The organism is Rhodopseudomonas sp. BR0G17, assembly GCF_010907025.1.
Classification (GTDB): domain Bacteria; phylum Pseudomonadota; class Alphaproteobacteria; order Rhizobiales; family Xanthobacteraceae; genus Rhodopseudomonas; species Rhodopseudomonas palustris_H.
In genome coordinates this window covers 39,275-65,249 of record NZ_QUML01000001.1, presented here as the reverse complement: position 1 = coordinate 65,249, position 25,975 = coordinate 39,275, and the positions used below count along the sequence as shown (strand labels likewise).

General features: G+C 65.9%; 21 protein-coding genes. 7 read left to right on the top strand and 14 right to left on the bottom strand.

The annotated features are described in order from the left end of the window. Positions 1-69: 69 nt before the first annotated feature. The 3 genes from DY467_RS00310 to trmFO all read left to right on the top strand — a co-directional run bounded on the left by DY467_RS00310 (position 70) and on the right by trmFO (position 3,191). Complete coding sequence (locus DY467_RS00310; RefSeq protein ID WP_164633588.1) at positions 70-966, top strand: DUF2189 domain-containing protein; 897 nt, start codon at positions 70-72, stop codon at positions 964-966. A gap of 498 nt (positions 967-1,464) precedes the next feature. After that, complete coding sequence (locus DY467_RS00305; RefSeq protein WP_012496279.1) at positions 1,465-1,617, top strand: DUF1127 domain-containing protein; 153 nt, start codon at positions 1,465-1,467, stop codon at positions 1,615-1,617. Positions 1,618-1,754: 137 nt separating this feature from the next. Then, on the top strand, positions 1,755-3,191 hold the full coding sequence (trmFO, locus tag DY467_RS00300; RefSeq protein ID WP_164633587.1) for a methylenetetrahydrofolate--tRNA-(uracil(54)-C(5))-methyltransferase (FADH(2)-oxidizing) TrmFO: 1,437 nt from the start codon (positions 1,755-1,757) through the stop codon (positions 3,189-3,191). Positions 3,192-3,357: 166 nt separating this feature from the next. On the opposite strand, the gene DY467_RS00295 is transcribed toward trmFO, so the two are convergent. From DY467_RS00295 to yajC, 5 genes are all read right to left on the bottom strand, one after another. Then, complete coding sequence (locus tag DY467_RS00295; RefSeq protein WP_164633586.1) at positions 3,358-4,227, bottom strand: phytoene/squalene synthase family protein; 870 nt, start codon at positions 4,225-4,227, stop codon at positions 3,358-3,360. Then, positions 4,224-4,571 (bottom strand): Mth938-like domain-containing protein, encoded by a 348-nt coding sequence (locus tag DY467_RS00290; RefSeq protein ID WP_205501902.1) that lies wholly within the window; start codon positions 4,569-4,571, stop codon positions 4,224-4,226. Before DY467_RS00290 ends, DY467_RS00295 begins: the two co-directional genes overlap by 4 nt. A gap of 194 nt (positions 4,572-4,765) precedes the next feature. After that, complete coding sequence (secF, locus tag DY467_RS00285; RefSeq protein ID WP_164633584.1) at positions 4,766-5,881, bottom strand: protein translocase subunit SecF; 1,116 nt, start codon at positions 5,879-5,881, stop codon at positions 4,766-4,768. A gap of 25 nt (positions 5,882-5,906) precedes the next feature. After that, positions 5,907-7,508 (bottom strand): protein translocase subunit SecD, encoded by a 1,602-nt coding sequence (gene secD / locus DY467_RS00280; RefSeq protein WP_107344739.1) that lies wholly within the window; start codon positions 7,506-7,508, stop codon positions 5,907-5,909. A gap of 44 nt (positions 7,509-7,552) precedes the next feature. Then, entirely contained in the window at positions 7,553-7,990 is a 438-nt protein-coding gene (gene yajC, locus DY467_RS00275; protein ID WP_107344740.1) for a preprotein translocase subunit YajC, read from the bottom strand. Positions 7,991-8,179: 189 nt separating this feature from the next. Between yajC and DY467_RS00270 the strand changes: the two genes are divergently transcribed. Both DY467_RS00270 and DY467_RS00265 read left to right on the top strand, forming a co-directional pair. Beyond that, positions 8,180-9,169, top strand: a complete 990-nt coding sequence (locus tag DY467_RS00270; protein ID WP_164633583.1) for an ATP-binding protein — start codon at positions 8,180-8,182, stop codon at positions 9,167-9,169. A gap of 167 nt (positions 9,170-9,336) precedes the next feature. Next, positions 9,337-11,037: an outer membrane protein gene (locus DY467_RS00265; RefSeq protein WP_164633582.1), complete on the top strand. Its 1,701-nt coding sequence runs from the start codon at positions 9,337-9,339 to the stop codon at positions 11,035-11,037. Positions 11,038-11,082: 45 nt separating this feature from the next. Here DY467_RS00265 and mddA read toward each other — a convergent pair whose 3' ends face one another. Further along, positions 11,083-11,895, bottom strand: a complete 813-nt coding sequence (gene mddA / locus DY467_RS00260; protein WP_164633848.1) for a methanethiol S-methyltransferase — start codon at positions 11,893-11,895, stop codon at positions 11,083-11,085. Positions 11,896-12,042: 147 nt separating this feature from the next. Between mddA and DY467_RS00255 the strand changes: the two genes are divergently transcribed. Further along, on the top strand, positions 12,043-13,626 hold the full coding sequence (locus DY467_RS00255; RefSeq protein ID WP_164633581.1) for a bifunctional AfsR/SARP family transcriptional regulator/alpha/beta hydrolase: 1,584 nt from the start codon (positions 12,043-12,045) through the stop codon (positions 13,624-13,626). 100 nt (positions 13,627-13,726) lie between these two features. Here DY467_RS00255 and DY467_RS00250 read toward each other — a convergent pair whose 3' ends face one another. Together DY467_RS00250 and DY467_RS00245 are read right to left on the bottom strand one after the other, a co-directional pair. Continuing rightward, the gene (locus DY467_RS00250) at positions 13,727-15,157 is read right to left on the bottom strand and encodes a peptidoglycan DD-metalloendopeptidase family protein (RefSeq protein ID WP_164633580.1); all 1,431 of its coding nucleotides are present in this window, start codon (positions 15,155-15,157) and stop codon (positions 13,727-13,729) included. 120 nt (positions 15,158-15,277) lie between these two features. After that, on the bottom strand, positions 15,278-15,931 hold the full coding sequence (locus DY467_RS00245; protein WP_164633579.1) for a protein-L-isoaspartate(D-aspartate) O-methyltransferase: 654 nt from the start codon (positions 15,929-15,931) through the stop codon (positions 15,278-15,280). A gap of 223 nt (positions 15,932-16,154) precedes the next feature. Here DY467_RS00245 and DY467_RS00240 point away from each other — a divergent pair, with 223 nt between their 5' ends. Continuing rightward, the gene (locus DY467_RS00240) at positions 16,155-16,529 is read left to right on the top strand and encodes a response regulator (protein WP_011158390.1); all 375 of its coding nucleotides are present in this window, start codon (positions 16,155-16,157) and stop codon (positions 16,527-16,529) included. A gap of 8 nt (positions 16,530-16,537) precedes the next feature. Here DY467_RS00240 and DY467_RS00235 read toward each other — a convergent pair whose 3' ends face one another. From DY467_RS00235 to DY467_RS00210, 6 genes are all read right to left on the bottom strand, one after another. Continuing rightward, complete coding sequence (locus tag DY467_RS00235; RefSeq protein ID WP_164633578.1) at positions 16,538-17,065, bottom strand: GrpB family protein; 528 nt, start codon at positions 17,063-17,065, stop codon at positions 16,538-16,540. Between the two features lie 208 nt (positions 17,066-17,273). Beyond that, complete coding sequence (surE, locus tag DY467_RS00230; RefSeq protein ID WP_164633577.1) at positions 17,274-18,041, bottom strand: 5'/3'-nucleotidase SurE; 768 nt, start codon at positions 18,039-18,041, stop codon at positions 17,274-17,276. A 139-nt stretch (positions 18,042-18,180) separates the two neighbouring features. Next, the gene (locus tag DY467_RS00225; protein ID WP_164633576.1) at positions 18,181-20,316 is read right to left on the bottom strand and encodes a TonB-dependent siderophore receptor; all 2,136 of its coding nucleotides are present in this window, start codon (positions 20,314-20,316) and stop codon (positions 18,181-18,183) included. A gap of 354 nt (positions 20,317-20,670) precedes the next feature. Continuing rightward, positions 20,671-21,267: a CAP domain-containing protein gene (locus DY467_RS00220; protein WP_246701418.1), complete on the bottom strand. Its 597-nt coding sequence runs from the start codon at positions 21,265-21,267 to the stop codon at positions 20,671-20,673. Between the two features lie 122 nt (positions 21,268-21,389). Continuing rightward, complete coding sequence (serS, locus tag DY467_RS00215) at positions 21,390-22,694, bottom strand: serine--tRNA ligase (RefSeq protein ID WP_164633574.1); 1,305 nt, start codon at positions 22,692-22,694, stop codon at positions 21,390-21,392. A 111-nt stretch (positions 22,695-22,805) separates the two neighbouring features. Next, entirely contained in the window at positions 22,806-25,853 is a 3,048-nt protein-coding gene (locus DY467_RS00210; protein ID WP_164633573.1) for an autotransporter domain-containing protein, read from the bottom strand. Positions 25,854-25,975 lie beyond the last annotated feature (122 nt).

The window sequence follows — 25,975 nt, the reverse complement described above, 5'->3', positions numbered from 1 at the left end:
AGCGCCCGGCCCGCCGTTTTGGCGTAACGGCCGGTGATCACCACTGTCGAACATGGGAGGACGCTACGCATGGCTACGACCTATTCTTCTGCTCCGTCCGCCATCGCTGCGGACGAGGCCGCCCCCGCAGTCCACCGCATCGGCTTTGCCGATCTCGGCGCCGCGCTCCGGCAAGGCTGGGAGGACTTCAAGGCGGTGCCGAGCCACGCCGTGATGCTGGTACTGATCTATCCGGTGCTGGGCCTGGTGCTGGCGCGGCTGGTGCAAGGCTACGCGGTGCTGCCGCTGCTGTTTCCGCTCGCTGCCGGCTTCGCGCTGCTCGGCCCGTTCGCCGCGCTCGGTCTGTATGAGCTGAGCCGGCGCCGCGAACTTGGTGAACCGGCCTTCGCATCGGATGCCCTGGCGGTGCTGCGGTCACCATCGCTCGGCGCAATGCTCGGCTTCGGCGCGATCCTGCTGGCACTGTTTCTGGTGTGGCTGGCGGCGGCGCAGGCAATCTACGTCGCGCTGTTCGGCTATGCCCCGGCGGCTGCGATCCCCGACTTCGCCCGGCGGGTGCTGACCACGCCGGAGGGCTGGAGCCTGATCCTGGTCGGCTGCGCCGTCGGATTCCTGTTCGCGCTGGCGGCGCTGTGCCTCAGCGTGGTGGCGTTCCCGATGATGCTGGACCGGCATGCGGGGATCGGCGATGCCATGGCCACTTCCCTCCGGGTGGTCGCGGTCAACCCGCTGCCGATCGCCGCCTGGGGCATCATCGTCGCGCTGCTGCTGGTGGCGGGCTCGGTGCCTGCTTTCCTCGGGCTCGCGGTGGTGATCCCGCTGCTCGGCCATGCCACCTGGCATCTGTACCGCAAGGCGGTCGAACCGAACCCCAATCCGCCGCGATTGCCGCCGCCCAGCCCGCTCAAGCGGTCGGCCGCTGATTTCCCGGCCAACCTGCTGCAATGGAAGCGCAACGGGACCTGAGCCGACTCGTCGGCAAGCTCCCCACCTCGGCCGCCGATCGTTCTCAGAGGTCGGCGGCCGTTTTGTGCATTGCGGCAGATCAAATTGCTCGATTCGCCATGAATACTCATTCACGACCTCCGTATTTATGCGTATAGTGCATGGGAACGGACCAGATTGTCCGAAGGTCTTAACCCGGACGGCGGAGCTGACCGGCACTAGATTTCCGGTGAGACATCCTAAGCGGCGGAGATCAGAGTAAGATTGCGCTGAAAATGCACTATATTTCAGCTCGAAAGCCCCCGAGGCGCGAGATCGGCAGGTCCTCGCCCCAAGCTGCAAGCAGATCTCGGAGGCCGGGCCAGCGCAGAAGGGTTAATCATTCCTTCCCGGCGGTATGCATCCACGGATTAGCTGCGGTGCAGCATTTACGCTGCTGGATTCCCGACTCGTCGCCTATATTCCTTTCGACGCTTCGGTTCTTCCGAAGAACTGAATCGTGGACAAGGAGACCATCCCATGCTGCTTTCGCTCATCCGCGCGATCCGCGCGTTCCGGGACTACCAGCGCAACGTCGCTGAGCTGTCCCAGCTCAGCGATCGCGAACTGGCCGACATCGGACTTGACCGTTCGGACATCCCGCGCGTCGCTTCGGGTCACTACAACGGCTGACCCGACCGCCTGTTTCTGCCTTCTACGGCCAACGCCCGCCTCCTGGCGGGCGTTGTCGTTTGTGGAGAAGAGTCGAGCAGTTTCGCAGCGTCGCAAACGGGATTTGACCCGCGACCGAAACAAGCTAGCTGTAGCCGATGACCAGCAGCATCCCCTCCGCCTCACCCGTCGTTCACGTCATCGGCGCCGGCCTCGCCGGCTCGGAAGCCGCTTGGCAAATCGCCCGCGCAGGGGTGCGTGTGGTGCTGCATGAGATGCGGCCCGTCCGTACCACTGAGGCGCACAAGACCGATGGCCTTGCCGAGCTGGTGTGCTCGAATTCGTTCCGCTCCGACGATGCCGCCAACAACGCGGTCGGGCTGCTGCATGCCGAGATGCGCAAGCTCGGCTCGTTGATCATGCAGGCGGCCGACGCAAACCAGGTTCCGGCCGGCGGCGCGCTGGCGGTCGACCGCGATGGCTTTTCGGCCGCGGTCACCAAGGCGCTGGCGGAGCATCCGCTGATCGAGATCTGCCGCGAAGAGATCGATGGTCTGCCGCCGCAGGAATGGGCCAGCGTTGTGGTCGCGACCGGCCCGCTGACCTCGGCGCCGCTCGCCGACGCCATCCGCAGCCTCACCGACGAGAGTGCGCTGGCGTTCTTCGATGCGATCGCGCCGATCGTGCACCGCGACTCGATCGATATGTCGGTGGCGTGGTTCCAGTCCCGCTACGACAAGGTCGGCCCCGGCGGCACCGGCGCCGACTATCTGAATTGCCCGATGACCCGCGAGCAGTACGACGCCTTCGTCGACGCATTGATCGAGGGTGAGAAGGTCGACTTCAAGGATTGGGAAAAGGACACGCCATATTTCGACGGCTGCCTGCCGATCGAGGTGATGGCCGAGCGCGGCCGCGAGACGCTGCGCCACGGCCCGATGAAGCCGGTCGGCCTGACCAACCCGCACAACCCGACGGTCAAGCCTTACGCCATCGTGCAGCTCCGCCAGGACAACAAGCTGGGCACGCTGTACAACATGGTCGGCTTCCAAACCAAGTTGAAGCACGGCGCGCAACTGCGTGTTTTCCGTACCATCCCGGGGCTTGAAAATGCTGAGTTCGCAAGGCTTGGCGGCCTTCACCGCAACACGTTTCTGAACTCGCCGAAATTGCTCGACGAAAGCCTCCGGCTGCGCGCGGCGCCCCGGCTGCGGTTCGCCGGTCAGATGACCGGCTGCGAGGGCTACGTCGAATCCGCCAGCGTCGGGTTGTTCGCCGGCCTGGCCGCAGCGGCCGACGTGCTCGGAGCGCCGCTTGCTCCGCCGCCGCCGACCACGGCGCTCGGCGCCCTGCTCGGCCACATCACCGGCGGCCACATCGAGACCATCGATGCCGGCCCGCGCTCGTTTCAGCCGATGAACATCAACTTCGGCCTATTCCCGCCGCTCGCCAACCCGCCGACCAAAGGCCCGGATGGCAAGCGCCTGCGAGGTCCGGAGAAGTCGGTCGCCAAGAAGCAGGCCCTCAGCGCCCGCGCCCTCGCCGACATCGACAGCTGGATCACCGCGCATCTGAAGTTGCCGAAGGCGGCGTAGTCGTTCGTCGCGCGTCGCTGTCTGAAGGCGCACCAGTCTTCTCCGTCATTGCGAGCGGAGCGAAGCAATCCAGAGCTTCATGCACAGCGCTGGATTGCTTCGTCGCTTCGCTCCTCGCAATGACGGGGAGAGGTCTGTAGCTTGTACTTGGTCGGAGAGCGGTCCGTTACATACGAAACAGCTTGCTCCGGCTCGCTCGCCATAGCGTCCATAACGTCGCCAGGCGCGAACGCTCGAACGGTGTGAACGGATCGCGTTCCGGGGACGCCAGCCGGTCGAGATCTCCGCGCGCAAGCGCCAGCGGCAGGAAGGCGGGGCGCACCGAAGCCGGCAGCTCGGTCAGCTCCTGCATCGCCTGATCGAGATGCTTGCGGGCGTCCGCAAAGACATCGGCGAGCGCGGCTTTCAGCGCGGGGGCCGATTGGCCGCCGAACACCTGCTCCAAGTCGCAGCCGTGCCGCTGCAGCACATCGTTCGGCAGATAGAGTTGGCGACGCGCGGAATCATAAGGCAGCCGCGCCACGATGCGCGCGACTCCGACCACGACGCCGGCGTGCCGTGCAATGTGATCGATCGCTTCTACTTGCGCGGCGGCGTGGCCAAGAACGCGGGCGCCGAGCGCAAGAAGCGCCCCGTCGGTCTCCGCCAGATGCGGCTCGAGCACCGTCCAGTCCGGCATCGGGTCGTTATACAGGTCGAAGATGTGCGCCTCGATCAGCCGCGTCAGCGGTTCGATCGGCAGCCTGTGCTCGGCGATCGCCCGGGTCAGCTCGGCCGCGACCGGATTGCCTTCGGCGCCGCCATGTGCCGACCCGGCAAGCAGATCGGTCCACCACTGCAGCCGGACCTCGCCGGGCAGCGGCTGGCTGACCTGACTGCGAACCCGCACGATCTCGGCGTTAAAGGCAGCGAGCGCCAGCAGCGACCGGCGTTTCTCGGATGGGACGAACAGCGTCGCCGCATAGCGGTCGAAATCGGCCTCGCGCACCAAATTGGCGCAGAACGCCGCAGCGCCGGTGTCGGCCGTCTCACTCATGGCACCGCGATCAGCGCAGCGGCGACCCGCCGCCGCTCGCCGATCATGATGTTGTAGGTGCGGATCGCTGGACCGGTCTGCATGGTGTCGAGCACGACGTTGACGCTGCGCAGCGCCTCACGCAGCTGCCGCGGCGCGATCCAGACATCGGCGCCGGTACCGACGATCAGCGTGTCGATCGCGTTGGCGTTGTCGAACACCCGCTGCAGACTGTAGCGGTCGATCTGTTCCGGCTTGGTCACGTCCCAGCCCCACACCGCATCGGGCAGAAACAGCAGCGATCCCTGATGCGACATGTCGGCGAAATAGAACCCGCCTTTGCCGTAGGCGTCGACCGCAGCCATGCGGGGAAAGTGCGGAGACTCGGAGCGCTGCGCCACGAGCTAGCGTCCTACGTCGAGCGTTGGCGTCATGGCGGCACCCTACAGGTTTGCGCCGCTCGGCAGCGAGCGGCGACAGCGCGTCAATGCGGTGGCACGGCAACGGTTCAAACAAGCCGGCCGGGGCTGCCTCTTACCAGCAGCCCTGCCCGCCTGACTTACCGCTTCTTCGGCTTACCGGCCTTGGCCGGGTTGGCGGCCGGTGCGGTCGGCTCCGGATCGACAAACCGCGCCGGAACCTCTTCGGCCGCGGGCGGCGCGACCGGCTCGGGCTTCGCCGGCTTTTCAGCCGGCTCGTCGAGCCGATGGGTGCCGACGCCGAGATAGATCAGGATCGGTGCCGCGATGAAGATCGAGGTGTAGGTGCCGACCAGCACCACGCCGAACATCATCACCGCCGTGAACGAGTGGATCGCATGGCCGCCGAACAACAGCAGCGCGAGCAGAGCCAGCGTCACGGTGACGTGGGTGATGATCGAGCGCGACAGCGTCGAGTTGATCGACTCGTTGAGCAGTTGCGGCATCGGCATCTTCTTGTAGCGCCGCAGCATCTCGCGGATACGGTCGTAGATCACGACGGTGTCGTTCAGCGAGTAGCCGAGAATCGTCAGCAGCGCCGCGATCGAGGTCAGGTCGAAGTCGACCTGACTGATCGACATGAAGCCGATCGTCAGCACGATATCGTGCACGTTGGCGATCATCGCGCCGAGCGCGAACTGCCATTCGAACCGGAACCAGAGATAGACCAGGATTCCCAGGATCGCGACCATCAGGCCGAGCATGCCGAACGCGAGCAGCTCGCTCGAGACACGCGGGCCGACCACTTCGACGCGGCGATAGTCGACCGAGTCGCCGAGCGCGGCGCGCACCTTCTGCACCGCCGCCTGCTGGGCCTGGTCGCCGCCGGGCTGCTCGGCGATACGGATCAACACTTCGGCCGGACCGCCGAACTGCTGCAGCTGCACGTCGCCGAGGTTGAGCTTGCTCAGCGTGTCGCGCATGCCCGCGATATCGGCCGCACCGGAATGGGCGCGGACTTCGAGCAGCGTGCCGCCGCGGAAGTCGATGCCGAAATTCAGCCCGTGGGTGAAGAACAGCGTGATCGCGGCGATCGACAGCACCGCCGAGATCGGGAAGCTGATGCGGCGGAAGCGGGTGAAGTCGAAGTGGGTGTTGTCGGGAACGATGCGCAGCGACGGCAGCCAGCCGAAGATGCTGACGACCGTCAGCACCGCAATCAGAACGCCCAGCCCGACCAAAATCCAGTGTGTCACGTGTGGCTCTCTCGGATTCGATGCGTCAGATCGGCACGTGGTGCGGCCGCTTCCAGCGCACCCAGGTCGCGACGATCAGTCGGGTCAAAGTGAAGGCGGTGAACACCGTGGTGATGATGCCGATACCAAGCGTCACCGCGAAACCGCGCACCGGACCGGTGCCGATATAGAACAGCACGGCGGCGGCGATGAAGGTGGTGATGTTGGAGTCGAGAATCGTCGCCAGCGCGCGTTTGAAGCCGGCGTCGATCGCCGAGATCGCGTTTCGGCCTGCGCGAATCTCCTCGCGGATGCGCTCGTAGATCAGCACGTTACTGTCGACCGCGATGCCGACCGTGAGCACGATGCCGGCGATGCCGGGCAGCGTCAGGGTGGCGTTGAGCAACGACAGAATGCCGAAGATCATCGCGACGTTGACCGCCACCGCGAGGTTGGCGAACACGCCGAACAGCCGGTAGGTGAGTAGCATAAACACGATGACGAGGATCGAGCCGACATAGGCGGCGCGTTCGCCCTTCTCGATCGAGTCCTGGCCAAGGCCCGGACCGACGGTGCGTTCTTCGATGATGGTCAGCGGTGCCGGCAGCGCGCCGGCGCGCAGCAGGATCGCCAGGTCGTTGGCACCCTGCACCGTGAAGCTGCCGGAGATCTGACCGGAGCCGCCGGTGATCGGCTCGCGGATCACCGGAGCAGAAATCACCTCGTTATCGAGCACGATGGCAAACGGCAGGCCGACGTTCTCGGTGGTGGCGCGGGCGAATTTGCGGGCGCCGTTGGTGTTGAAGCGGAACGAGACGATCGGCTCGCCGGTGCGCTGGTCGAAGCCGGGCTGCGCGTCGGTGAGATCGGCGCCCGACACCAGCACCTGCTTCTTGATCACGTAAGGCTGCTTCGGCGACGACGCGCTCATCAGCAGCTCCGAATCCGGCGGGACGTTGCCACCCATTGCCTGGTCGCCCGAGACCGAGCTGTCGACCATACGGAAGTCGAGCTTGGCGGTCTTGCCGAGCAGCTCCTTCAGCCGGGTCGGATCCTGTAGACCGGGCACCTGCACCAGAATGCGGTCGGCGCCCTGGCGCTGGATCAATGGCTCGACGGTACCGAGTTCGTTGACGCGGCGTTCGACGATCTGAATCGACTGGTCGACCGACTGACGGACACGGTCGGCGATCGCGGCCTGCGGCACCGTCAGGCGGATCAGGCCGCCGCCGGCGTCGGAGACTTCGAGGCTGCGCTGGCCATTGGAGCCGAGCAGACCGCCGAGCGGCTGCGACAGCTCGCGCAGCTTGGCGAGCGCGGCCGGAACGTCCGTGTCCTTGCTGATCCGGACCTCGACCGAGTCCCCCTTGGTCGCAAGACCGGTGTAGGCGATCCGGGCTTCGCGCAGCACCCGGCGGGCGTCGTCGCGAACCGAATCGAGCTTGTCCTTCTTCACCGAATTGGCGTCGACCTCGAGCAGGATGTGCGAGCCACCCTGCAGGTCGAGGCCGAGCACCAGATGTCGCTGCGCCCATTTCGGCCAGCTCTTGACGGTGCTCTCGGGGAAGAAATTGGGAACGGCGCAAAGGCACACTGCCAGCGCCGTCAGGATGATCGCCAGCGCCTTCCACCGTGAGATATAAAGCATCGAGTTGTCCCGTCAGAAACCGAAATAGGCGGCGCGTCCAAGCATCAGCTCGACGCCGTGTCGTCCTTCGCCGGCTCGGTCTTGTCGCCCTCGGTCTTGGCCGGAGCGTCCTTGTCCTTCTTGCCCTTAGCCTTGCCGTTGGCTTCGGGAGCATCCTTGACCGGTTCGCCCTTGCTGCGGACGCCGGTGATCATCTGGCGCATCTGGCGTGCGCGAATCCCATCCGCGAGTTCGAACTCGACGGTATCATCGTCGATCACCTTGGTGACCTTGCCGACCAGACCACCCGAGGTGATGATGGTGTCGCCGCGGCGAATGTTCTTCACCATCTCGGCGTGCTCTTTGACCTTCTTCTGCTGCGGGCGCAGGATCAGGAAATACATGATGACAAAGATCAGCGCGAACGGCAGCAGCGACATGATCATGCTGTTGGCGTCGCCGCCGGCGGCAGCAGCCTGGGCGTAAGCGGGCGTAACGAACATTCGGATTCCCCGTGAAAGCAAGCGAGCCGGCCCGGCGCGGAAGCGTCGGCCGGGGGGCGCAAATTCGCGCGGACTATAACCGCCGCGGTCCCAATTGCAACGCTGCCACCCGCCTCATAGCGCTCCCATTTCCGTGGGTTGCCGGGGGTGACATGGCCCGATATGGCTGCGACATCAGGAAGTGCAAGCATGGCCAAAAAGACAAAATCCCGCCCCGCCAAAGCCGCCCCGAAGTCCGCCACCCGCAAGCCCGCCCGTGCAGCGGCGACAAAGCGCCGCCCGTCGGGGACATCCCCCGGCGCGCCCCTGGACGGCGCATTGCTGGAGCGGATCGCCAAGGCCCTGGAGGGCATTTCCGCCCACCTGGCGGGCACTTCCGCCGCCCCGGCCGATGCCGCGCTGAATTCGGCGGATGCGTTCATCTGGCAGCCCGAGGGGCGTCTCGCACCGGTTCCCCGGGTCAGCCGGGTCGATCTGTCGCTGCTGCAGGGCGTCGACCGGATGCGCGACACGCTGATCGAAAATACCGAGCGGTTCGCGACCGGCCTGCCCGCCAACAACGCGCTGTTGTGGGGCGCGCGCGGGATGGGCAAATCGTCGCTGGTCAAAGCCGCTCACGCGCATGTCAACGCGCGGCCCGACGTCGCCGGCCGGCTGAAGCTGATCGAAATTCACCGCGAGGACATTGAGAGCCTGCCGGCGCTGATGACGCTACTGCGCGCCTCCGACTTCCGATTCATCGTGTTCTGCGACGATCTGTCGTTCGACGGCAACGACGCCTCGTACAAATCGCTCAAGGCCGTGCTCGAAGGCGGCATCGAGGGCCGTCCCGACAACGTCATTCTGTACGCGACCTCGAACCGGCGGCATCTGCTGCCGCGCGACATGATGGAGAACGAGCGCTCGACCGCGATCAATCCGGGCGAAGCGGTCGAGGAAAAGGTGTCGCTGTCCGACCGGTTCGGCCTCTGGCTCGGCTTCCACAAATGCAGCCAGGATGAATTCCTGGCGATGGTGCGCGGCTACTGCGCGCACTACGACATCGCGATCGACGACGAGCAGCTCGAGCGCGAAGCGCTGGAATGGTCGACGACGCGCGGCTCCCGATCCGGCCGCGTCGCCTGGCAGTTCGTGCAGGATCTCGCCGGCCGTCTCAAAGTGCGACTCGGAACCAAGTAACTGCCTTCACGAGTTCGGTTCGATCAACAGGCGAACCGAACTCGGAGCTTACCGAGTTCGCAAACCCAACATCTCGTCCCTAAACTGCAGTCTCGATTCGCGGACACGCGCCGCCGCGCTGGCGGTCGTGTTACCGCGTCGATCATGCGACCTTGGGGGCAAAGGCCGTGCGCACGTCCATCATCTGTGTTTCTGCCGTGCTCGCCGCATCCTGCGGCGCTGCGCAAGCTGCGGATCTGTCGCGGCCTCCGGCCGTCAAAGCCATTCCGACCTGGAGCTGGACCGGCTTCTATCTCGGCGGCCATCTCGGCGCCGGATTTGGAACCGCGAAGGTCGACAACCCGTTTGGACCGTCGATCTACGGCGACACCGTGCGCGCCCCCAAAGCCCTGGCCGGTCTGCAGGCCGGCTACAACTGGCAGGCTCCCGGCTCGCCCTGGGTGTTTGGTGTCGAAGTCGATGCGTCGGCGATCGACGCCGACGGCACCGACACCTGCCTTGCGTATTCCGGTCAGTTCGTCTCGGCTAACTGCCGCGTGCGCGAGCACATGCTCGGCACCCTCACCGGCCGGCTTGGCCACAGTTTCGGGCCCGACGGGCGCTCGCTGATGTACGTCAAAGGCGGCGGCGCGGTTCTGGTCGGCAACTTCCGGATGACGACCAACGCCTCCGACTATCTCAATCAGCCGGCGGCGGAGCTCGACACCACGCGGTGGGGCTGGACCGTCGGCGCCGGGATCGAGTACGCGCTGTCGTCGCGCTGGGCGGTGCGCGCCGAATACGATTACGCCAATTTCGGTCACCGCGGCATCGATACGCCCGGCGGCGGCTTTCTGCAGACACCGTTCAACCCCAATACCCTGGTCGACACCGCCGGCGCACCCACGCAGGTGCATCAGGACATGCACCTGATCAAGCTCGGGCTGAACTATTACTTCGGCCGCGGCGACGGCGGTTTCGATCAGGCGCCGTTGCTGCCGGTGAAAGCGCACGCGGCCGATCGCTGGTCGGCCTGGCAGTTCGAAGTCGGCGCCCGTTACTGGTACAGCCACGGCCGCTATCAGAACGATCTGACGATGAGCACCAACAGCGCGCTCCAGGAGCATCTGGTGTCACGCCTCACCTACGAGAGCGACGGTCATTCCGGCGAAGTGTTCTGGCGGATCGACGGTCCGCAAAAGCTGTTTCTGAAGGGATTTGCCGGCGGCGGCGGGCTGGTGGCCGGCAAGATGAACGACGAAGACTGGTTCCCAACCGATCCGAACGGCGCGACGGCGTATTCGAACACGGATCACAACAAAGTCACCGGCACGATTGGGTACGCGACGCTGGACGTGGGCATTGATCTGTTCAGCGACACGCTCGGCAAGCTCGGCGTGTTCGCCGGCTACAATTTCTACCGCGACCGCAAGGACGCGTTCAATTGCCACCAGATCGCGCTTGCTGTTCCGACAGCATTCTGCGGATCGTCGGATGGAATTTCGATCAGCCAGTACGAAGACTGGCACTCGCTGCGGATCGGCGCCAACGGCACTTTGGCTGTCGCGCCGAACACCAAGCTGGTCGTCGACGCGGCGTACCTGCCCTACACACATATTTCAGCGCTCGACATCCATCACAACCGAACCGACGTCGCCGATAAGAATTCGCCGGCCTGGGGCACCGGCCGCGGAGTTCAGCTCGAAGCTATTCTGACTTACGATATCACCTCGAGGTTCAACGTCGGTGTCGGTGGCCGCTACTGGGCGATGTGGGCGACCGACGTCGACACCGCAGGCTTCGGCAGCCCGGTGCCGACCCAGTTGCTGCCGATCCGCGTCGAGCGCTACGGCACCTTCGTGCAGGCATCCTACAAGTTCGATCGCTAACTCCGGTCGGAACGCCTAGCGGTTCATCTACCACCATCCGGCGGCTCAGCCGCCGGATGGTGGCGAAACAGCCGCTCCGCTCTCATCGCGCACGGCGCCGCCTTGTCCAGCGGGGCGCCGTCGTGCGGTTCGGCGGAGGACACCAGGCAGCAGCATCGGAACGCGCTCGCGATACTGCTGGTAGGTCGCACCGAATTCGGCGATCAGATCGCGCTCTTCGAATTGCAGCGCGATCAGGATGTAGATCGTGATGACGACCGCGAACAGCAGATGACCCGCGGTCATCTCAGGCGTCGCCCAGAACACGATCAAGAAACCGAGCATCAGCGGGTGCCGTACCAACCTGTACAGGATGGGCGTCCGGAACGTTGGGCGCAAAGGCTCGGTGCCGCGCAGCGCTGAGAAGCTCTGGCGAAGCCCGAACAGATCGAGGTGATCGATCATGTGGGTCGACGCCAAGACCAGCACCCATCCCAGCCAATACAGCACGACCAGCAGCCAAGCCGCGATGCCGCTGGTGCTCCAGACCAAGACTGGAATCGGCCGCCACTGCCAGAACAGCAATAGAAGCAGCAGGCTCGTCAGCAGCACGTAGGTGCTGCGCTGGCACGATGCGGGCAGATGCCTTGCCCACCACTGCTTGAAGCGCTGGCGCGCCATGATGCTGTGCTGGATCGCGAAGAGACCGATCAGTTGCAGATTGATGAGGACGGCTTGGCCCGGACTGGACGCGCCGCCGACGTCGATTGATTTCGACACCAGCGTGTTGCCGAAAAAGCCGGGCGCGTAGATCATCGAGACGAGGAACACGGCATAGCTCAACAGACCGTAGGTCGGGATCAGGAGGCGTTTGATCATGAGTGCGTTTCCGGTTGGGCCGCCGCCGACGGCGGCAGGCGATGCGGTCACGACCGCCATTCGACGGCGATCAGGCACGATTGCTACCGCGGCACCGTCCCCTGCCCGTCCCCTCGGCCCGCGCCGGGTCGCACTGAGGCTGATGTCTTGACCGGATTTCAGCTCCAAACCTTCGGGTTTCCCGAGATCCGCAGCTTCGACGGTCCTGTGAGGCTCAATCTTCGCAAGGGGCTTGCGCTGCTGGTGCATCTCGCAGAAGCGCGCGCAGTCGTGTCCCGCGACGTCGTCGCCACCCTGCTGTGGCCGGACAGCGCCATCGACGTTGCCCGCGCGCGGCTGCGGCGCTTGCTGCACCGCATCGAGCAGGCGCTGGGTCAGCCGGTGTTCGAGACCGACCGCACCAGCCTGCGTTGGTCGCCCTCGATCGAACTCAGCGTCGATACGCAGCTGTTCGAAACCGCCTGTGAGCGCGGAGATTTCGCGCAAGCCTGCGGCTATTATCACGGCGATTTTCTCGCCGGATTCGCATTGCCGGACTGCGCCGAGTTCGAGGAGTGGGCGTTCTTCCGCCGCGAGGCGCTGCGCGGACGCTACCTGCACGCACTGGAGCGCTTGGTGCAGGACAGCAACGCCGCCGGCGATCACGCCGCAGCCGCAGCTCGCGCGACGCGTCTGGTTGAATTAGACCCGCTCAGCGAGATCTACGGCCGCCATCTGATCCGCAGTCTGCTGCTGGCAGGCGACCGGCGGGCTGCGGAACGCCATCACGCCGCGCTGACCCGGCGCCTGCGCGATGAACTCGGTGTGACGCCCGAGACCGAAACCGAGGAGTTGATGCATGAGGCGGCGACGCCCGCCGCTCTCACTGTCCCGGCGACGCGCTATGCTGAAGGCGACGGCATCCACTTGGCGTACCAGACCTTCGGCAGCGGCGAGCTCGACATTATGGTCATGCCGGGGTTCGTCTCGCATGTCGAACGGGTTTGGGAGCATCCGTCGTGCCGGGCCTTTCTCGTTTCGATGATGGCGCTCGGCCGGCTGATTATCTTTGACCGCCGCGGCGTCGGGCTGTCCGACCGGGTCGGCTCGGCTCCGAACGTCGACGTCACCGCCGAAGATATCGGCACCGTGCTGCGGGCCGCAGGGGCGCGCCGCGTCGTGCTGTTCGGTGCGTCCGAATGCGGGCCGGCGTGCATCAAATTCGCGGTCGGTCATCCCCGCCTCGTCGCCGGCCTGATCCTGTTCGGCTCGCTTGCCAAAGGCTGCCGTGCCCCGAACTACCCGTATGCGTTGACGGTCGAGCAGTACGAGGTTTGGCGCCGGCAGCTGATCGGCGCATGGGGCAGCGCAGCCGGCATCGAGACCTTCGGCCCCAGCCTCGCGCACGACGCCAAATCCAAAGCGTGGTGGGCCGGGTTGCTCCGCGCGGCTTCCAGTCCCGGCGGCATTTGGGCGGTGCTGGCAGCTTTGCGCGACGCCGACGTCCTGGAGCTGCTGCCCCAACTCACTGTGCCGACCTTGGTGTTGCATCGCCGCGGCGACCGCGCTGTCCGGATCGCAGCGGGACGCGACATGGCCGCTCGGATCGCCGGTTCCGAATTTGTCGAGCTCGATGGCGACGACCATTGGTTCTTCGCAGGTGACCAACGTCCGGTGCTCGACGCGATCAGGCCTTTCGTCAGCGGCCTCATTCGCCCCACGAATCCGAAGCGGACGAGGCCTCGTCCCTAAAGATTGTTAGTTCGGCTTCATGGATCGCGGCATCAAATAAAAATGCCCGGCCATTCGGGCCGGGCATTTCTTCTTCCCCAGTATCGCTCAACCGCGTTGCTCAGGCGCCGTTGAGGAACTTAAGCGGGTCGACCGGGGTCGATCCCTTCCGGATTTCGAAGTGTAGCTGCGGTGAGGACACCTCGCCGCTCTGGCCCGACTTGGCGATCACCTGACCGCGCTTGATGGTCTCGCCGCGCTTCACCATCAGTTCGCTGGCGTGGGCGTAGGCCGAGACGTAGCCGTTGGAGTGGCGGATCAGCACCAGATTGCCGTAGCCCTTCAGCTCGCTGCCGGCATAGGCGACAACGCCATCTTCGGCGGCCTTCACCGGCGTGCCTTCCGGCACCGACAGGTTGATGCCGTCGTTGGACTTGCCGTTGGTCTTGGCGCCGTAGGCCGCGATCACACGGCCACGGGCCGGCCAGCGGAAGCTCGGCAGCGCGCCAGTTGCTTCGGCCGCCTTCACCGGCGCAGCTTCGGCGGGCGCAGCGGCTTCAGGCGTTTCGGTCGGCGCGACCATCCGGGCCTTCTGCGGCGGCTCGGCCGGCGCAGTCGGAGCGACGTTGGCCATCCGCACCGGCGCGGCAGCCATCGGCGCGGCAGCCATCGGCGCGGCGGCTGGGGCCTGGATCGGAGGCTGTGCCGGCGCGAGACCAGCGACCTGAGCGCCCGGCACGTTGATCTTCATGCCCGGCTTCAGCTTGGTCGTGGTGGTGAGGTTGTTGTAACGCGCCAGCTCGCCGAGCGAGATGTTGTTGCGGCGCGCGATATTCATCAGCGTGTCGCCGTTGTTGACGTAGTGCACCCGGGCTGGAGCCGGCGCAGCGGTCGCGACCGGACGCGGAGCCGGCGGAGCAGCCACCGGCGCGGCGATCGGAGCCGCGACCTGGGCGGTCGCCGTGGTGCGGCTCGGGATCACCAGCTGCTGGCCCGGCTGCAGCCGCCGCGGCCCCTTGTAGCCATTGGCGCGCAGGATCTCGGCGGTCGAGACGTTGTAGCGCTGCGCCAGGATTTCCAGCGTGTCGCTGGTGCCGACGATGATCGTGGTGCCGGGCGCATGCACCGGCGCGGCGGCGGGAGCAGCGGCAGGCATCGGCCGGGCTGCAGCGACCGAGCGCGGCGCCTGCACGGTGCCGGTCTGATCGAGCGGCGCACGCGCCGGCGGTTCGTAGGACGCAACACCGCGACCGCCGCCGGAGTAGCCCCCGCCCCCGTTCGCCACCGGATAGGACGACGGCGCCGTGATCGGCGGCAGCGCCTGCGACTGGTATTGCGGCTGGGACTGATACTGGGGCCGCGCGTATTGCGGCAGTTCCTGGCGGTGTTGTGGGGGCGCCACCGATCCGGTGGTCTCAACCGGCCCGAACGGGGCCTGTTGAAAGCGTGTCTGCATGTCGGCGCTGCACGCACTGAAACCGACAGACATCAACGCCAGCACCGCCATCTGCGGGGCGCGGCGCGAGCAAAGCAACGCGGCAACGCGGGACATGGTTACTCACTCATACGCAATACGATTGGTAAATTGAGTAAACACCGCGCCAGTAAACAACCGTTTAACCTTGCGAGGAAACCGCTTGTTGACGCTGAGAAATCGAAAAACCGAGCGCGCTCAGAGTTCGCGTGCAGTGCCGCGGAGCGCGGGCACGAAACGGACCTCGCCCAGCACCTTGTGCTCATCGCCGGTCGGCGTGTGGCGCACACGAAGCAGCTTCTGTCGACCGTTCGGTGGTCCGACCGGCGCGATCAGAACACCGCCGGGATCGAGTCGCTCGAGCAGCCGCTCGGGCAGCTCGGGGACGGCGGCGGTCACCAGGATTCGGTCGAAGGTGCCGGCGGTCTCCGGCAGATCGAATCCGTCCCCGAACACCACCTCGACATTGCGGCAACCGATCTCGGCGAGTCGTTTTCGGGCGCGGTCGGCGAGCGTCTTGAAGCGCTCGAAGCTGAGCACGTCCGCCGCGAGCCGCGACAGCACCGCGGCGTGGTAGCCGGAGCCGGTGCCGATCTCGAGCACGCGGTCGCGCGGCCGCAGCTCGAGCTGCTCGGTCATGAAGGCGACCACGAACGGCTGGCTGATGGTCTGACCGCAGGCGATCGGCAGCGCGGTGTCACGCCAGGCGCCGTCGCGATAGTTGGGGTCGACGAACTGGTCGCGCGGCACCGCCTCCATCGTCCGCAGCACCGCCTGATCGCTGATGCCACGCCGCCGCAGGCTGAGCTGGAACATCATCTTTTCGGGCGGCGGCGCCGCGGGGCTCGGCATTTCGGGTCTCGCGATCGGTCGTGCGCCTCGCCCGGTCGGGTTCCAGTTGGCGCGATTCTCAGCAGAGTGTTGGCGTGCGGAACGAAACCTTGCAAGTGCGGACCGTCACGCACGCGCGCGCCGAGCTTGCAATTGCCATCGCGTCGCTTATTTGCGACGGTGTTCGTTGAAAGCGCCGGTGCTATCGGCCGGCGCGACAGCACCTTCTCGAGGACATCACCCGATGACGACACCGAGTCCGACCGGCGGCTCCGTTTTCCTGGTCGAGGACGAAGCGATGATCCGCATGATGGTCGTCGACATGCTCGAGGAGCTGGGGTTCTCGGTGGCCGCGGAGACCGGCGAAATCAACGAGGCGCTGCAGCTCGCCGAAGCCACCGAATTCGACATCGCGATCCTCGACGTCAACGTCAACGGCAAGGTGATCTCGCCGGTCGCCGATCTGCTGAAGGCGCGGAACCGCCCCTTCATCTTCGCCACAGGCTACGGCACCCAGGGCGTGCCGGAAGATTATCGCGACCGCCCCGCACTGCAGAAGCCGTTCCAGATCGAGTCCCTGAAGCAGGCCCTCGACGCCACACTGCGCGGCGCGGCGTAGCTGCCGCGTCACTCCCCGCGCTCGTCCCCGGGTTCAGCCGAGCGACCACGCAGCGCGTCCGTCACGAAAGCGTCCTTTGCGGCCCTGTAACGGTCCATCGGTTGCCCGTCATACGCCAGCTTAAGCTCATTGTAGCGACTCACCAGAGCCGGATCGGCGCGTAGCGCGTCGGCGAAGCGGTGAAAAACGTCGAACGCTCCGCCTTTGATGGTGAGCTGGATGCCGAGATGGGGCGTGCTGGCGTCGTCTTCGAAGGCGGCGAACTCGTTGGTCCGCACCGAACCTGAATTGCGCGCGTACCGGGCGGCGAGCGCGGCCTCCGTGGCCTGGAAGTCTTCGCGCTCCACCCGGACCACGATGTCGAGGTCGCCCTTGGTGAGACATCCCGGAACTGACGTCGCACCAATGTGCAGGAGCTCACAGGTCTTGGGCAGAACGGCGACAAGCTGCTGCTCAACAGCAGCAAACAGACGTTCTGCGGCAGCACGGGCGTACTCATGATCCGCGGCAATGTGGAACCGATCAGGGAGGGGCATTTGCATTGACCGCAGAATTGAACGACAGCGCGTAGCGGCATGCCCACGCGTCCGACTATGGACGTGCGACGGGGGCCCTGCGCGGCCACTCCTCCTCGCCGCTTCGCCGCGCTACCTCTCAACCGTGCGCCATTGAACGCCGCTCCCCGTCGACTCGGGCACCTCTTGATGGGTTTCGCTGCGCTCAACCCATCCTACACGCTCGATCTCACGCCAGCGTCTTGGTCAGCGCTGCGGAGAACGTTTCGTCGGTGCGGTCGAGCTTGAGCGGCGTCACCGAGACGAAGTTGGCGGCGAGCGCGGCGAGATCGGTGCCTTCGGCCGGCATGTCTTCGACTTTGATCCTCTCGAAGCCGATCCAGTAGTACGGATTGCCGCGGCCGTCGTGACGCTCGTCGATGCGCAGGAAGCCGGGATTGCGCTTGCCCTGCCGCGTCACCACCACGCCTTTGACCTTGTCGGGCGTGCAGGCCGGGAAGTTGATGTTGACCACGGTGTTCTTCGGCACGCCCGCGGCCATCACCTTGCGGATGATGTCGGGCGCGTGAGTCCGCGCGGTCTCCCACAGCGGCGCGTTACGGGTCTCGATGGTGAATTCCTGCGACAGCGCGAACGACGGCAGGCCCAAAATGGTGCCTTCCAGCGCGCCGGCAATGGTGCCGGAATAGACCACGTCCTCGGCGACGTTGCGGCCGCGGTTGACGCCCGACAGCACCAGATCCGGCGCCTTGTCCTTGAGGATGAAACGCGAGCCCATGATCACGCAGTCGGTCGGCGTGCCGCGCACCGCGAAGTGCCGCGGACCGACTTCGCGCAGACGCAGCGGATCGTTCAGCGACAGCGAATGCGACACCCCGGACTGGTCGAGCTCGGGCGCCACCACCCAGACGTCGTCGGAAATCGCACGGGCGATCTGTTCGACCGTCTTCAGGCCGGGCGCATGAATGCCGTCGTCGTTGGTGCACAGAATCCGCATGTCGCTGGGCCGCCTCTCTGAAGGTCTTTCTTGAGGCCGTCGTCATATCCGGCCCAGCCCCGAGAGGCAAATTCGGCCCAAGCCGGCCGGAATCGGCCGGCCCGCCCGAGACGCGGGGTTGCCAAGGTGGCGCCGAACGTCACCAGCGCGCAGTGACGCTGCCGAGCACGGTGCGGCCTTGCGTGAAGGTGCAATTGCCGCCGTTGCAGATGCCGACGCGTTCGTCGGCGAGATTGCGCGCATTCACCGCAAGCCGCATGCCGCGGAAATCGTAATGCACGCCCGCATCGAACGCGGTGATCGCCGGATTGCGCACGGTATTGATCGAATCCGCCCAGGTCCGATCGATCCAGCGCACGCCAGCGCCGAGGCCGAACCCGGCAAGCGCACCGGTTTGCCACGTGTAGTCCATGAACACCGCCGCCTGCTGGGTCGGGACGCCGATCGGCACCTTGCCGAGATCGGCATCGTTGCTGCGCGTCACCTCGGCGCTAGTGTAGCTGTACGACGCGATCCCCTTGAGACCCTCAGCGAGCGACAGCACGGCCTCCAATTCCGTGCCGCGCGACCGGATCTGACCGGTCTGCACCGAATACATCGCGCCAAACACCGGATCGACCGTCAGCACATTGTCCTTGGTCAGGTTGAACCAGGTCGCGGTGAAATAGCTATTCCAGCCGCGCGGCTGATACTTGATTCCGGCCTCGATCGACTCGCCGGTGGTCGGCGCGAACGGCGATGCACCCCGCCCCGGCGCCGTGGTTCCGGCCTGCGGCAGGAACGACGTCGCGTAGTTGACGTAAGGCGCGACGCCGCTGTCGAACAGATACAGCAGCCCGGCGCGCCCGGTGAAGCGATCCGGCTTGCTGTCGGTGGTCGTGCTCGACAGTTCGTTGTACTGCGACAGCTCGGAGAAATCTTGCCGGCCGCCGATCGTCAGGCGCCAGCCGCCGAGCGCGAGCTGATCCTGCACATAGAGGCCGAGTTGCCCGAGCGTCTGCCGATTGGCGGCGGCCAGCGACAATGCTGAGGTCGGAAATCCGACGCCGATCACCGGATTGGTCAGGTCCAGCGGCGGGGCCGTCCCGACCGAGTAGCCGAAATTCGTCGCCTGCCGGAAATAATCGACACCCGCCAGCACGGTGTGCCTGACCGGCCCGGTCGCCAGCTTGGCTTCGATCTGGCTGTCGATGGCGAACGTGTTCAGGGTTTCCTTGAAATTGGACGCATAGCGGTTGAGCGTGCGTCCGTCGTCCGAAAGGCCGAGCCCGTCGATCATGTCGCCGTCGAGCCGCGCATGGCCGATGCGCACGTTCTGCCTGAACGTCAGCGCCGGATTGAAGCGATGCTCCAGCCGGTAGCCGACCGATGCCTGCGATATCTTCAGCGCATCGAACGCGGGATCGCCGAGCCGGATGTTGGTAGCCTGCCCGGTGATCGGGTTCGGCATGTAGTACGGCCACATCGAGGCCTTGCTGTGCGTGTACTCAGAAAGAATGGTAAGGGTCGTATCCTCGCCCAGCTTCGCGGTGACGCTCGGTGCGAGGTAGACGCGGTCGTCCCAGGTACCGGGAATCTGCGTGCCGCTGTCGCGCACCAGGCCGGTGAAGCGATACAGCAGATCGTCATGGCCGGGCACCGGCCCGCTGAAATCGAACCGCCCCTGATAGCGGTTGAAATTGCCGACGTCGAAGCCGGCTTCGTTGAGCCGATACGGCAGCGGCATCTTGCTGACGTAGTTCACCAGCCCGCCGGCGTCGTTGGCGCCGTACAGCACCGACGATGGCCCACGCAGAACCTCGATGCGTTCGGCACCGTACGGCTCGTTGCGGAAGTACGCGTAGAGACCGTTACCCTGGCGCAGACCATCGCGATAATTGCCGTATTGCGTCGACGAAAAGCCGCGGATCATGAACTGATCATAGCGTGCGTCGTAGCCGAACGGTTGGGTCTGCACGCCAGCCGTATAAGCCAGCGCCTCGCCGACCGTGCGAGCGCCGGTGTCGCGGATCTGGTCCTGGGTCACGACGGAGACCGACTGCGAACTTTCGATCAGCGGCGTATTGGTCTTGGTGCCGGTAGCGCTGCCAGATGCGACGAAGCCATTGACCGGTCCGGTCGCGCTCGACAGCGTAGTGGCGGAAGCCGGCACGATCACAGCCGGAGGCTGAACCGGCGTCACGCGTTGCGTGGTCCGGCGCTGCTGCGTGGCGGTCGAACGGCGATCGGCGCGTACGGTTCGCGCCTGCGCCGCCTTCGGCGCATCGACCGTCACCGACGGCAGGCTCGTCTGAGCATGTCCCTCTCGGCTCAAGCAGCCATCGATGATCAACAAACTACAGCTCGCGAGCGCAACCTTTCGCGATATTTCCCAACCCGGCATTCCAAGTCCCCAGCTGTAACAACTGGAAACGGCTTATGGAGGGCGAGGCGCTCTGGAACAATTTGAATGGGTCCAAACGCGACAGCGACGTCGACGCGCATGACTTGGAAAACCCACGATAATTGGCCATCGCGAGCACGTGGGCGCCTGGCGCCGCGGACTGTTCGAACGATTCCAATTATTTCCGGATGCGGCGTGTTGCCGAACGGTTCGGAAAGTCGCGCACGACGCGCTCTGCAATCAGTTTTAGAGGCAGAGGCCGAGCATCCGCACCGTGCAATCCCGTGCGGCGGAAGGCTTCGGCAGCTGCTTGCTCCAAGTGGCCGGCGGCTCGGCCGCGGCCTTGGCGCCGGCGGCCGATTTCGCCGGTTGCTTGCTCGCGGATTTGGCCGGCGGCTTTGCCTTCGGCTTCGGTTTTTCGTCGCCGCCGGCGATCACCATCGCCCAATAGGTCCGTCCGCTCGCGCTCGACCGGACGCTGGCGACGCCGACCTTGGAAGCGCCCTTCAGCAGCAGGTTGGCGCGATGACCGGGCGAGTTGATCCACTGCTTCAGCGTGTTCGGAAAATCCGGATAGCCGTAAGCGATGTTCTCGGCGGCGCGCGACACCTTGGCCGGCGCAACGCGCGAGGTGAACGAGCCCCCGGCTTCGTGGCTGAGGACGTCCTTCGACGCCATCGCGACCGCCTGCCGCTGCGCGATCGCATTCAGCGTCGCGTCCATCACCACCTTGCCCTCGCCATTCTTGGCGCGGAAATCGGAAATCATTTCGGCAGGCCCGGCGGCGAAGGCAGGCAGCACAGAAACTGAAACGAAGAAGGTCACCGCAAGTATCAACGTCATTGCGAGCGCAGCGAAGCAATCCAGAGCCCGGTGCACGGAGCTGGATTGCTTCGCCGATCCTTTCATCGGGCGACGCTTTGCGCCGACCCGTTGGCTCGCAATGACGGAGAGAGTCATCAGCCTTACGCCTTCGCGATCACCTTCAGCCCGCCCATGTAAGGCTGCAGCACGTCGGGCACGGCGATCGAGCCGTCTTCCTGCTGATAGTTTTCGATCACCGCGATCAGCGCACGACCGACGGCAGTGCCCGAGCCGTTCAGCGTGTGAACGAAACGCGGCTTGCCGTCCGGGCCCCGCGAGCGCGCGTCCATGCGGCGGGCCTGGAAATCGCCGCACACCGAGCACGAGGAGATTTCGCGGTACGCACCGCCCTCACCCTGCCCCGGCATCCAGACTTCGATGTCGTAGGTCTTCTGCGAGGCAAAGCCCATGTCGCCGGTGCACAGCGTCATCACGCGATAATGCAGACCCAAGCGTCGCAGCACTTCCTCGGCGCAGCTCAGCATCCGCTCGTGCTCGTCCTTGGACTGCTCCGGGGTGGTGATCGACACCAGCTCGACCTTGGTGAACTGATGCTGCCGGATCATGCCGCGGGTATCACGCCCCGCCGCGCCCGCTTCCGCACGGAAACACGGCGTCAACGCGGTGAGCCGCATCGGCAGCTCTTTCTCGTCGAGAATGGACTCGCGCACCAGATTTGTCAGCGAGACTTCGGCGGTGGGGATCAGCCAGTAGCCCTCGCCGCCGCTACCGATTGCGCCGGCGGCAAACTGATCCTCGCGAAACTTCGGCAACTGCGCGGTACCGAACATCGCGTCGTCTTTGACCAGCAGCGGCGGATTGACTTCGGTGTAGCCGTGGTCGCCGGTGTGAACGTCGAGGAAGAACTGGCCGATGGCGCGTTCGAGGCGCGCGAGGCCCTTCTTCAGCACCGTGAAGCGCGCGCCGGAGAGTTTGGCAGCGGCTTCGAAATCCATCATGCCGAGCGCTTCGCCGAGGTCGTAATGCGGCTTCGGCGTGAACGTGTAGCTCGGCTTTTCGCCGAAGCGATGGTGTTCGACGTTGCCGTGCTCGTCGGCGCCTTCCGGCACCTCGGCGAGCGGCAGATTCGGGATCTCCGACAGCGCCTTTTTCAGCGCCTCGTCGGCCTCCTTCACCGCGGCGTCGAGCGCCGGCATCGTGGTCTTCAGTTCAGTGACCTCGGCCATCAGCGCCTCGGCGCGGGCGTTGTCCTTGGCCTTCTTGGCGTCGCCGATCTCCTTCGACGCCGCATTGCGCCGCGCCTGCGCCTGCTCGGCGGCCTGCACCGCAGCGCGGCGGGCCTCGTCGAGCTTGATCAGGCTATCGGCGATCGGCGCCAGACCGCGCCTCGTGAACGCTGCGTCGAAGGCCTGCGGATTGTCGCGGATCGCTTTGATGTCGTGCATGGAATCGCCTCGTCATGGCCGAGCCCGTCCCGGCCATTTCCGTTTTGCGGAGCAACGTCTGTAGAAGACGGCAATGCCCGGCACAAGGCCGGGGACGGCAACGGAGACAGGTCAGAACTGCCAGCTCAACAGGCCGCGGACCTGGTCGCGCCGGCCCCGCTCGCCGCGCTGGGCAGCGTACGATAGTCCGGCCCAGGCCTGCGGACCGAGCTGCAGATCGAAGCCGCATTCGACCAGCGCAGTGTCGCGATCGAGCGGCACGCCGGCGACCGTGAACGGTTCGGCGGTGCTGCGGAACGCCAGATCCGCGATCGGAGCCGCGGCGCCGAACGCATGCTGCCAGGACGCCGCCAGCCGCGGCATTGCCACCAGACCGGGCGACAACGTGAAGCTGGTGGTCAGCCGGCCGCCCAGCGTCGAAAAGCCAATGTCGTCGTTGCGGCTGGTCCCCGCCAGCGCGGTGATGCCACCGCCTTCGGTGAAGGCGTCGCGATGCAGATGCATCAGCGCCAGCCCGCCGAACGGCTCGGCGACGGCCTGCCCGACCGGCACGCGGTAGCCGATCTCGCCGAACGCCTGCGCGGTGGTGGCTTCATAGCGCGCGCCGGCGACGTCGGTGATGCCGGGGAAACTCACCGAGCGGCTGGTCGACAGCGTGCTGAAGCTGGCGGCGGCCGCCGCACGCAGCCGCCACGGGCCGGCTTCGCCGGACGCGTAGCCGGCGAGATGCGCGGTATCGATATCGGCCGAACTAGCGCGGTCGCGGACCGTGACGGTGGAGCTCGTTGTGCCCCCCGCGAGGCCGACCTGCCAGCCCGAGCCGAAGCGATAGTCGACGCCGCTGACGAAGCCTGCGACCGAACTGGTCGCCTCTGCCGCATTGCCGTCGCTGCCATTGCGGCCCCAGGTCCCGATGCCCTGCGCCCACACGCTGGGGCCGGTGGCGAGCACCGTGTCGGCGCCTACGCTCTGCCGCATCCGCCCGAGTACCGCCTCGCGCAGGAGCAGGCCGTCGTCGAGCAGCGCCGACTGGGCGCTGGCATGAACCTCGCCGGATAGCGCATCAAACGCGCGCGGTGCCCCGGCAGTCGACTGCGTGGCCATCAGCAGGCCAAGCCCGCTAGCTGCCGGGCCGGCGTCGAGCGCATTGGCGACGGCGGCCTGATTAGCACTGGTCGCCAGGCTGGCGAACGGAACGGCGTTGCGGGTCAGCGTCAGCGTCACCGCGTTGGCCGAAGTGCTCAACGACGCTGCGAGGAACGGCAGATCGTTGGTCACCGCGCTCGCAAAGCTGCCGGTGATGCCGCCGGCCGCGGTGAGGATCGGATAGGCCTGGCCGAGGATCGGGCTGTGTCCGATCAAGCCGGCGATGACGGTGCCGCCCGACAAGTTCGCGGTGCCGCCGACCTGGATCAGATCCGCGGTGCTCCCCTCGACCTGGGCGAAGTAAGCGGCGCCCGCCGACACGCTGAGATTGCCGGAGACCTGAATGGTGCCGACCGAATGACCGGGCGACACGATCGAGCCGCCACGCAGATCGAGCGAGCCGAACGTGCCGGTGCCGCCGAGCCAGCCGGCGTTGGTGAAGGCGCCGCTGCCGCTGAAGCTGCCATCGACCACGCCGGCATTGTAAACGGTGCCGTCGTTACTTAGCGCGCCGGTGAACGTGCCGGTCCGGCCGACGACGAAGCTCGCCCCAGACGCCACCCACAGCGGCCCGAGCAGACTGCCGCTGAGGCCGAGCGTGCTGCCGCTCTGGACCCGGGTGCCGCCGGTGTAGGTGTTGGCCCCCGCCAGCACCAGCGTGCCGGTACCTGCCAGCGTCAGTCCACCTGGGCCGGAGATGTCATTGCTCCAGACGTCGAACGCGTTGAGGCCGCCTCGCGACGCGTCCATCGTCACGGTGACGTTGCTGCGGAACGCGCCGTAGCCGCCGCCCGCCGCATACAGATTAAGCCGCGCCCAGCCGGTGCCGTTGTCGAGCGGACCACCCGACGGCAGCTCGGTGGTGGCCAGGATCTCGTCGAGCTGAGCGGTCGTCAGATACGGATAGCGCGTCGCGATCAGATAGTGCGCTTCCGCCGGCACCACGGGCGCAAGATCGGTCGGGCCGACCGACGGCAGATCGTAGGTCAGGAAATGCCGATAGGCCTGCGCCTGCTGCTGATAGCTGGCGGCGGTCGGGATCACCCCGCTGCTGAGGCAGGCGATCAGATTGGCGCACGCCGACGCATAGGGCGAGCTGGCACCGCCGCCGAGATAGGTCTGCATCTCGGTCGCGAGCGACGACAGGTTCGTGGTGTTGAAATCAGCCGAGGCGTACAGCGGATTGCCGGCCAGCATGTTGGCGGTGACGTAGGTCGCCATGATCCGGCCGCCGATCACGTCAAGCGGATAGTGCGCCGCATAGACGTTGAGGTCGTACGAGAACTGCGCCGCCGCCATGACGAACTGCTGATAATAGCCCGGCGCCAGGATCGCGAACGGCACCGCGTTGGAGGTCGCCAGCATCGTATGGGCGCTCGGGAAATCGCCGACATTGGAGTCGCCGAGCACCCAGTTGATGTTGTACGCGCCGGGCGTCTGCTGGTTCTGCCACGCCAAATAGGACGAGTTCTGCGGCGTGAACGGGTTGTTCAAGATCGCCGCGGAAACCTGATACGGCGGCGGATTGCCGTAGCTGTCGGTCTGGCCGGGCAGATAGCCGTAAGCGTTGCCATAGACGTCGCTGGTGCCGAAATACGGCTTCATCGCCACGATCTGATTGCTGCCGATGATCGCGGCTTCCATCCGCAGGATCGAGGCCGGCAGCGTCGGCGCGGTCGGAATGCCTTGCGCATTGTAGCCGTAGGCGGGATTGCCCGGGAACGCGCGCAGCAGCACGTTGGCCGGCACCGCCGGCAGGATCAGCACCGTGCCCGCGGCGATCTTCTCGGCCTGGGTCGAGTTCAGATAGATCTCGACCTGCTTGGCGAGATTGGCGTCGAGCACCGCCCGCCCCTGCGCGGTCGACAGCAGACTGTTGAATGGGGCCAGCAGCGCTTCCTGGTCGGCGGCCTGCTGCGCACAGCGCCCCGTGCAGCTCGTCTGCGCCCGCGCTGCGTCGATCGACGGCACCAGCGCCAGGACTACCAGGATCGCATGTTGGACAAGGCGCATAACGGCGCTCGGCGGTGGAGCAAACGGGCCAACCGACGAAGCCTCGCTGCATGCGTCAACATGCGGTCGATTCGGAAACTCGCGCAATGCTGACCGGGTTACCAGCCCTGCCCGGCACGACC

Excerpts from the sequence above, each read along its gene's own strand:
- DY467_RS00250 (WP_164633580.1), bottom strand. The coding sequence starts at position 15,157 with ATGTCCCGCGTTGCCGCGTTGCTTTGCTCGCGCCGCGCCCCGCAGATG.
- mddA (WP_164633848.1), bottom strand. The coding sequence starts at position 11,895 with ATGATCAAACGCCTCCTGATCCCGACCTACGGTCTGTTGAGCTATGCC.
- DY467_RS00240 (WP_011158390.1), top strand. The coding sequence starts at position 16,155 with ATGACGACACCGAGTCCGACCGGCGGCTCCGTTTTCCTGGTCGAGGAC.
- DY467_RS00295 (WP_164633586.1), bottom strand. The coding sequence starts at position 4,227 with ATGAGTGAGACGGCCGACACCGGCGCTGCGGCGTTCTGCGCCAATTTG.
- secD (WP_107344739.1), bottom strand. The coding sequence starts at position 7,508 with ATGCTTTATATCTCACGGTGGAAGGCGCTGGCGATCATCCTGACGGCG.
- DY467_RS00270 (WP_164633583.1), top strand. The coding sequence starts at position 8,180 with ATGGCCAAAAAGACAAAATCCCGCCCCGCCAAAGCCGCCCCGAAGTCC.
- DY467_RS00290 (WP_205501902.1), bottom strand. The coding sequence starts at position 4,571 with ATGGCTGCGGTCGACGCCTACGGCAAAGGCGGGTTCTATTTCGCCGAC.
- surE (WP_164633577.1), bottom strand. The coding sequence starts at position 18,041 with ATGCGGATTCTGTGCACCAACGACGACGGCATTCATGCGCCCGGCCTG.
- serS (WP_164633574.1), bottom strand. The coding sequence starts at position 22,694 with ATGCACGACATCAAAGCGATCCGCGACAATCCGCAGGCCTTCGACGCA.
- trmFO (WP_164633587.1), top strand. The coding sequence starts at position 1,755 with ATGACCAGCAGCATCCCCTCCGCCTCACCCGTCGTTCACGTCATCGGC.
- DY467_RS00245 (WP_164633579.1), bottom strand. The coding sequence starts at position 15,931 with ATGCCGAGCCCCGCGGCGCCGCCGCCCGAAAAGATGATGTTCCAGCTC.
- yajC (WP_107344740.1), bottom strand. The coding sequence starts at position 7,990 with ATGTTCGTTACGCCCGCTTACGCCCAGGCTGCTGCCGCCGGCGGCGAC.
- DY467_RS00310 (WP_164633588.1), top strand. The coding sequence starts at position 70 with ATGGCTACGACCTATTCTTCTGCTCCGTCCGCCATCGCTGCGGACGAG.
- DY467_RS00210 (WP_164633573.1), bottom strand. The coding sequence starts at position 25,853 with ATGCGCCTTGTCCAACATGCGATCCTGGTAGTCCTGGCGCTGGTGCCG.
- DY467_RS00235 (WP_164633578.1), bottom strand. The coding sequence starts at position 17,065 with ATGCCCCTCCCTGATCGGTTCCACATTGCCGCGGATCATGAGTACGCC.
- DY467_RS00220 (WP_246701418.1), bottom strand. The coding sequence starts at position 21,267 with ATGACGTTGATACTTGCGGTGACCTTCTTCGTTTCAGTTTCTGTGCTG.
- DY467_RS00305 (WP_012496279.1), top strand. The coding sequence starts at position 1,465 with ATGCTGCTTTCGCTCATCCGCGCGATCCGCGCGTTCCGGGACTACCAG.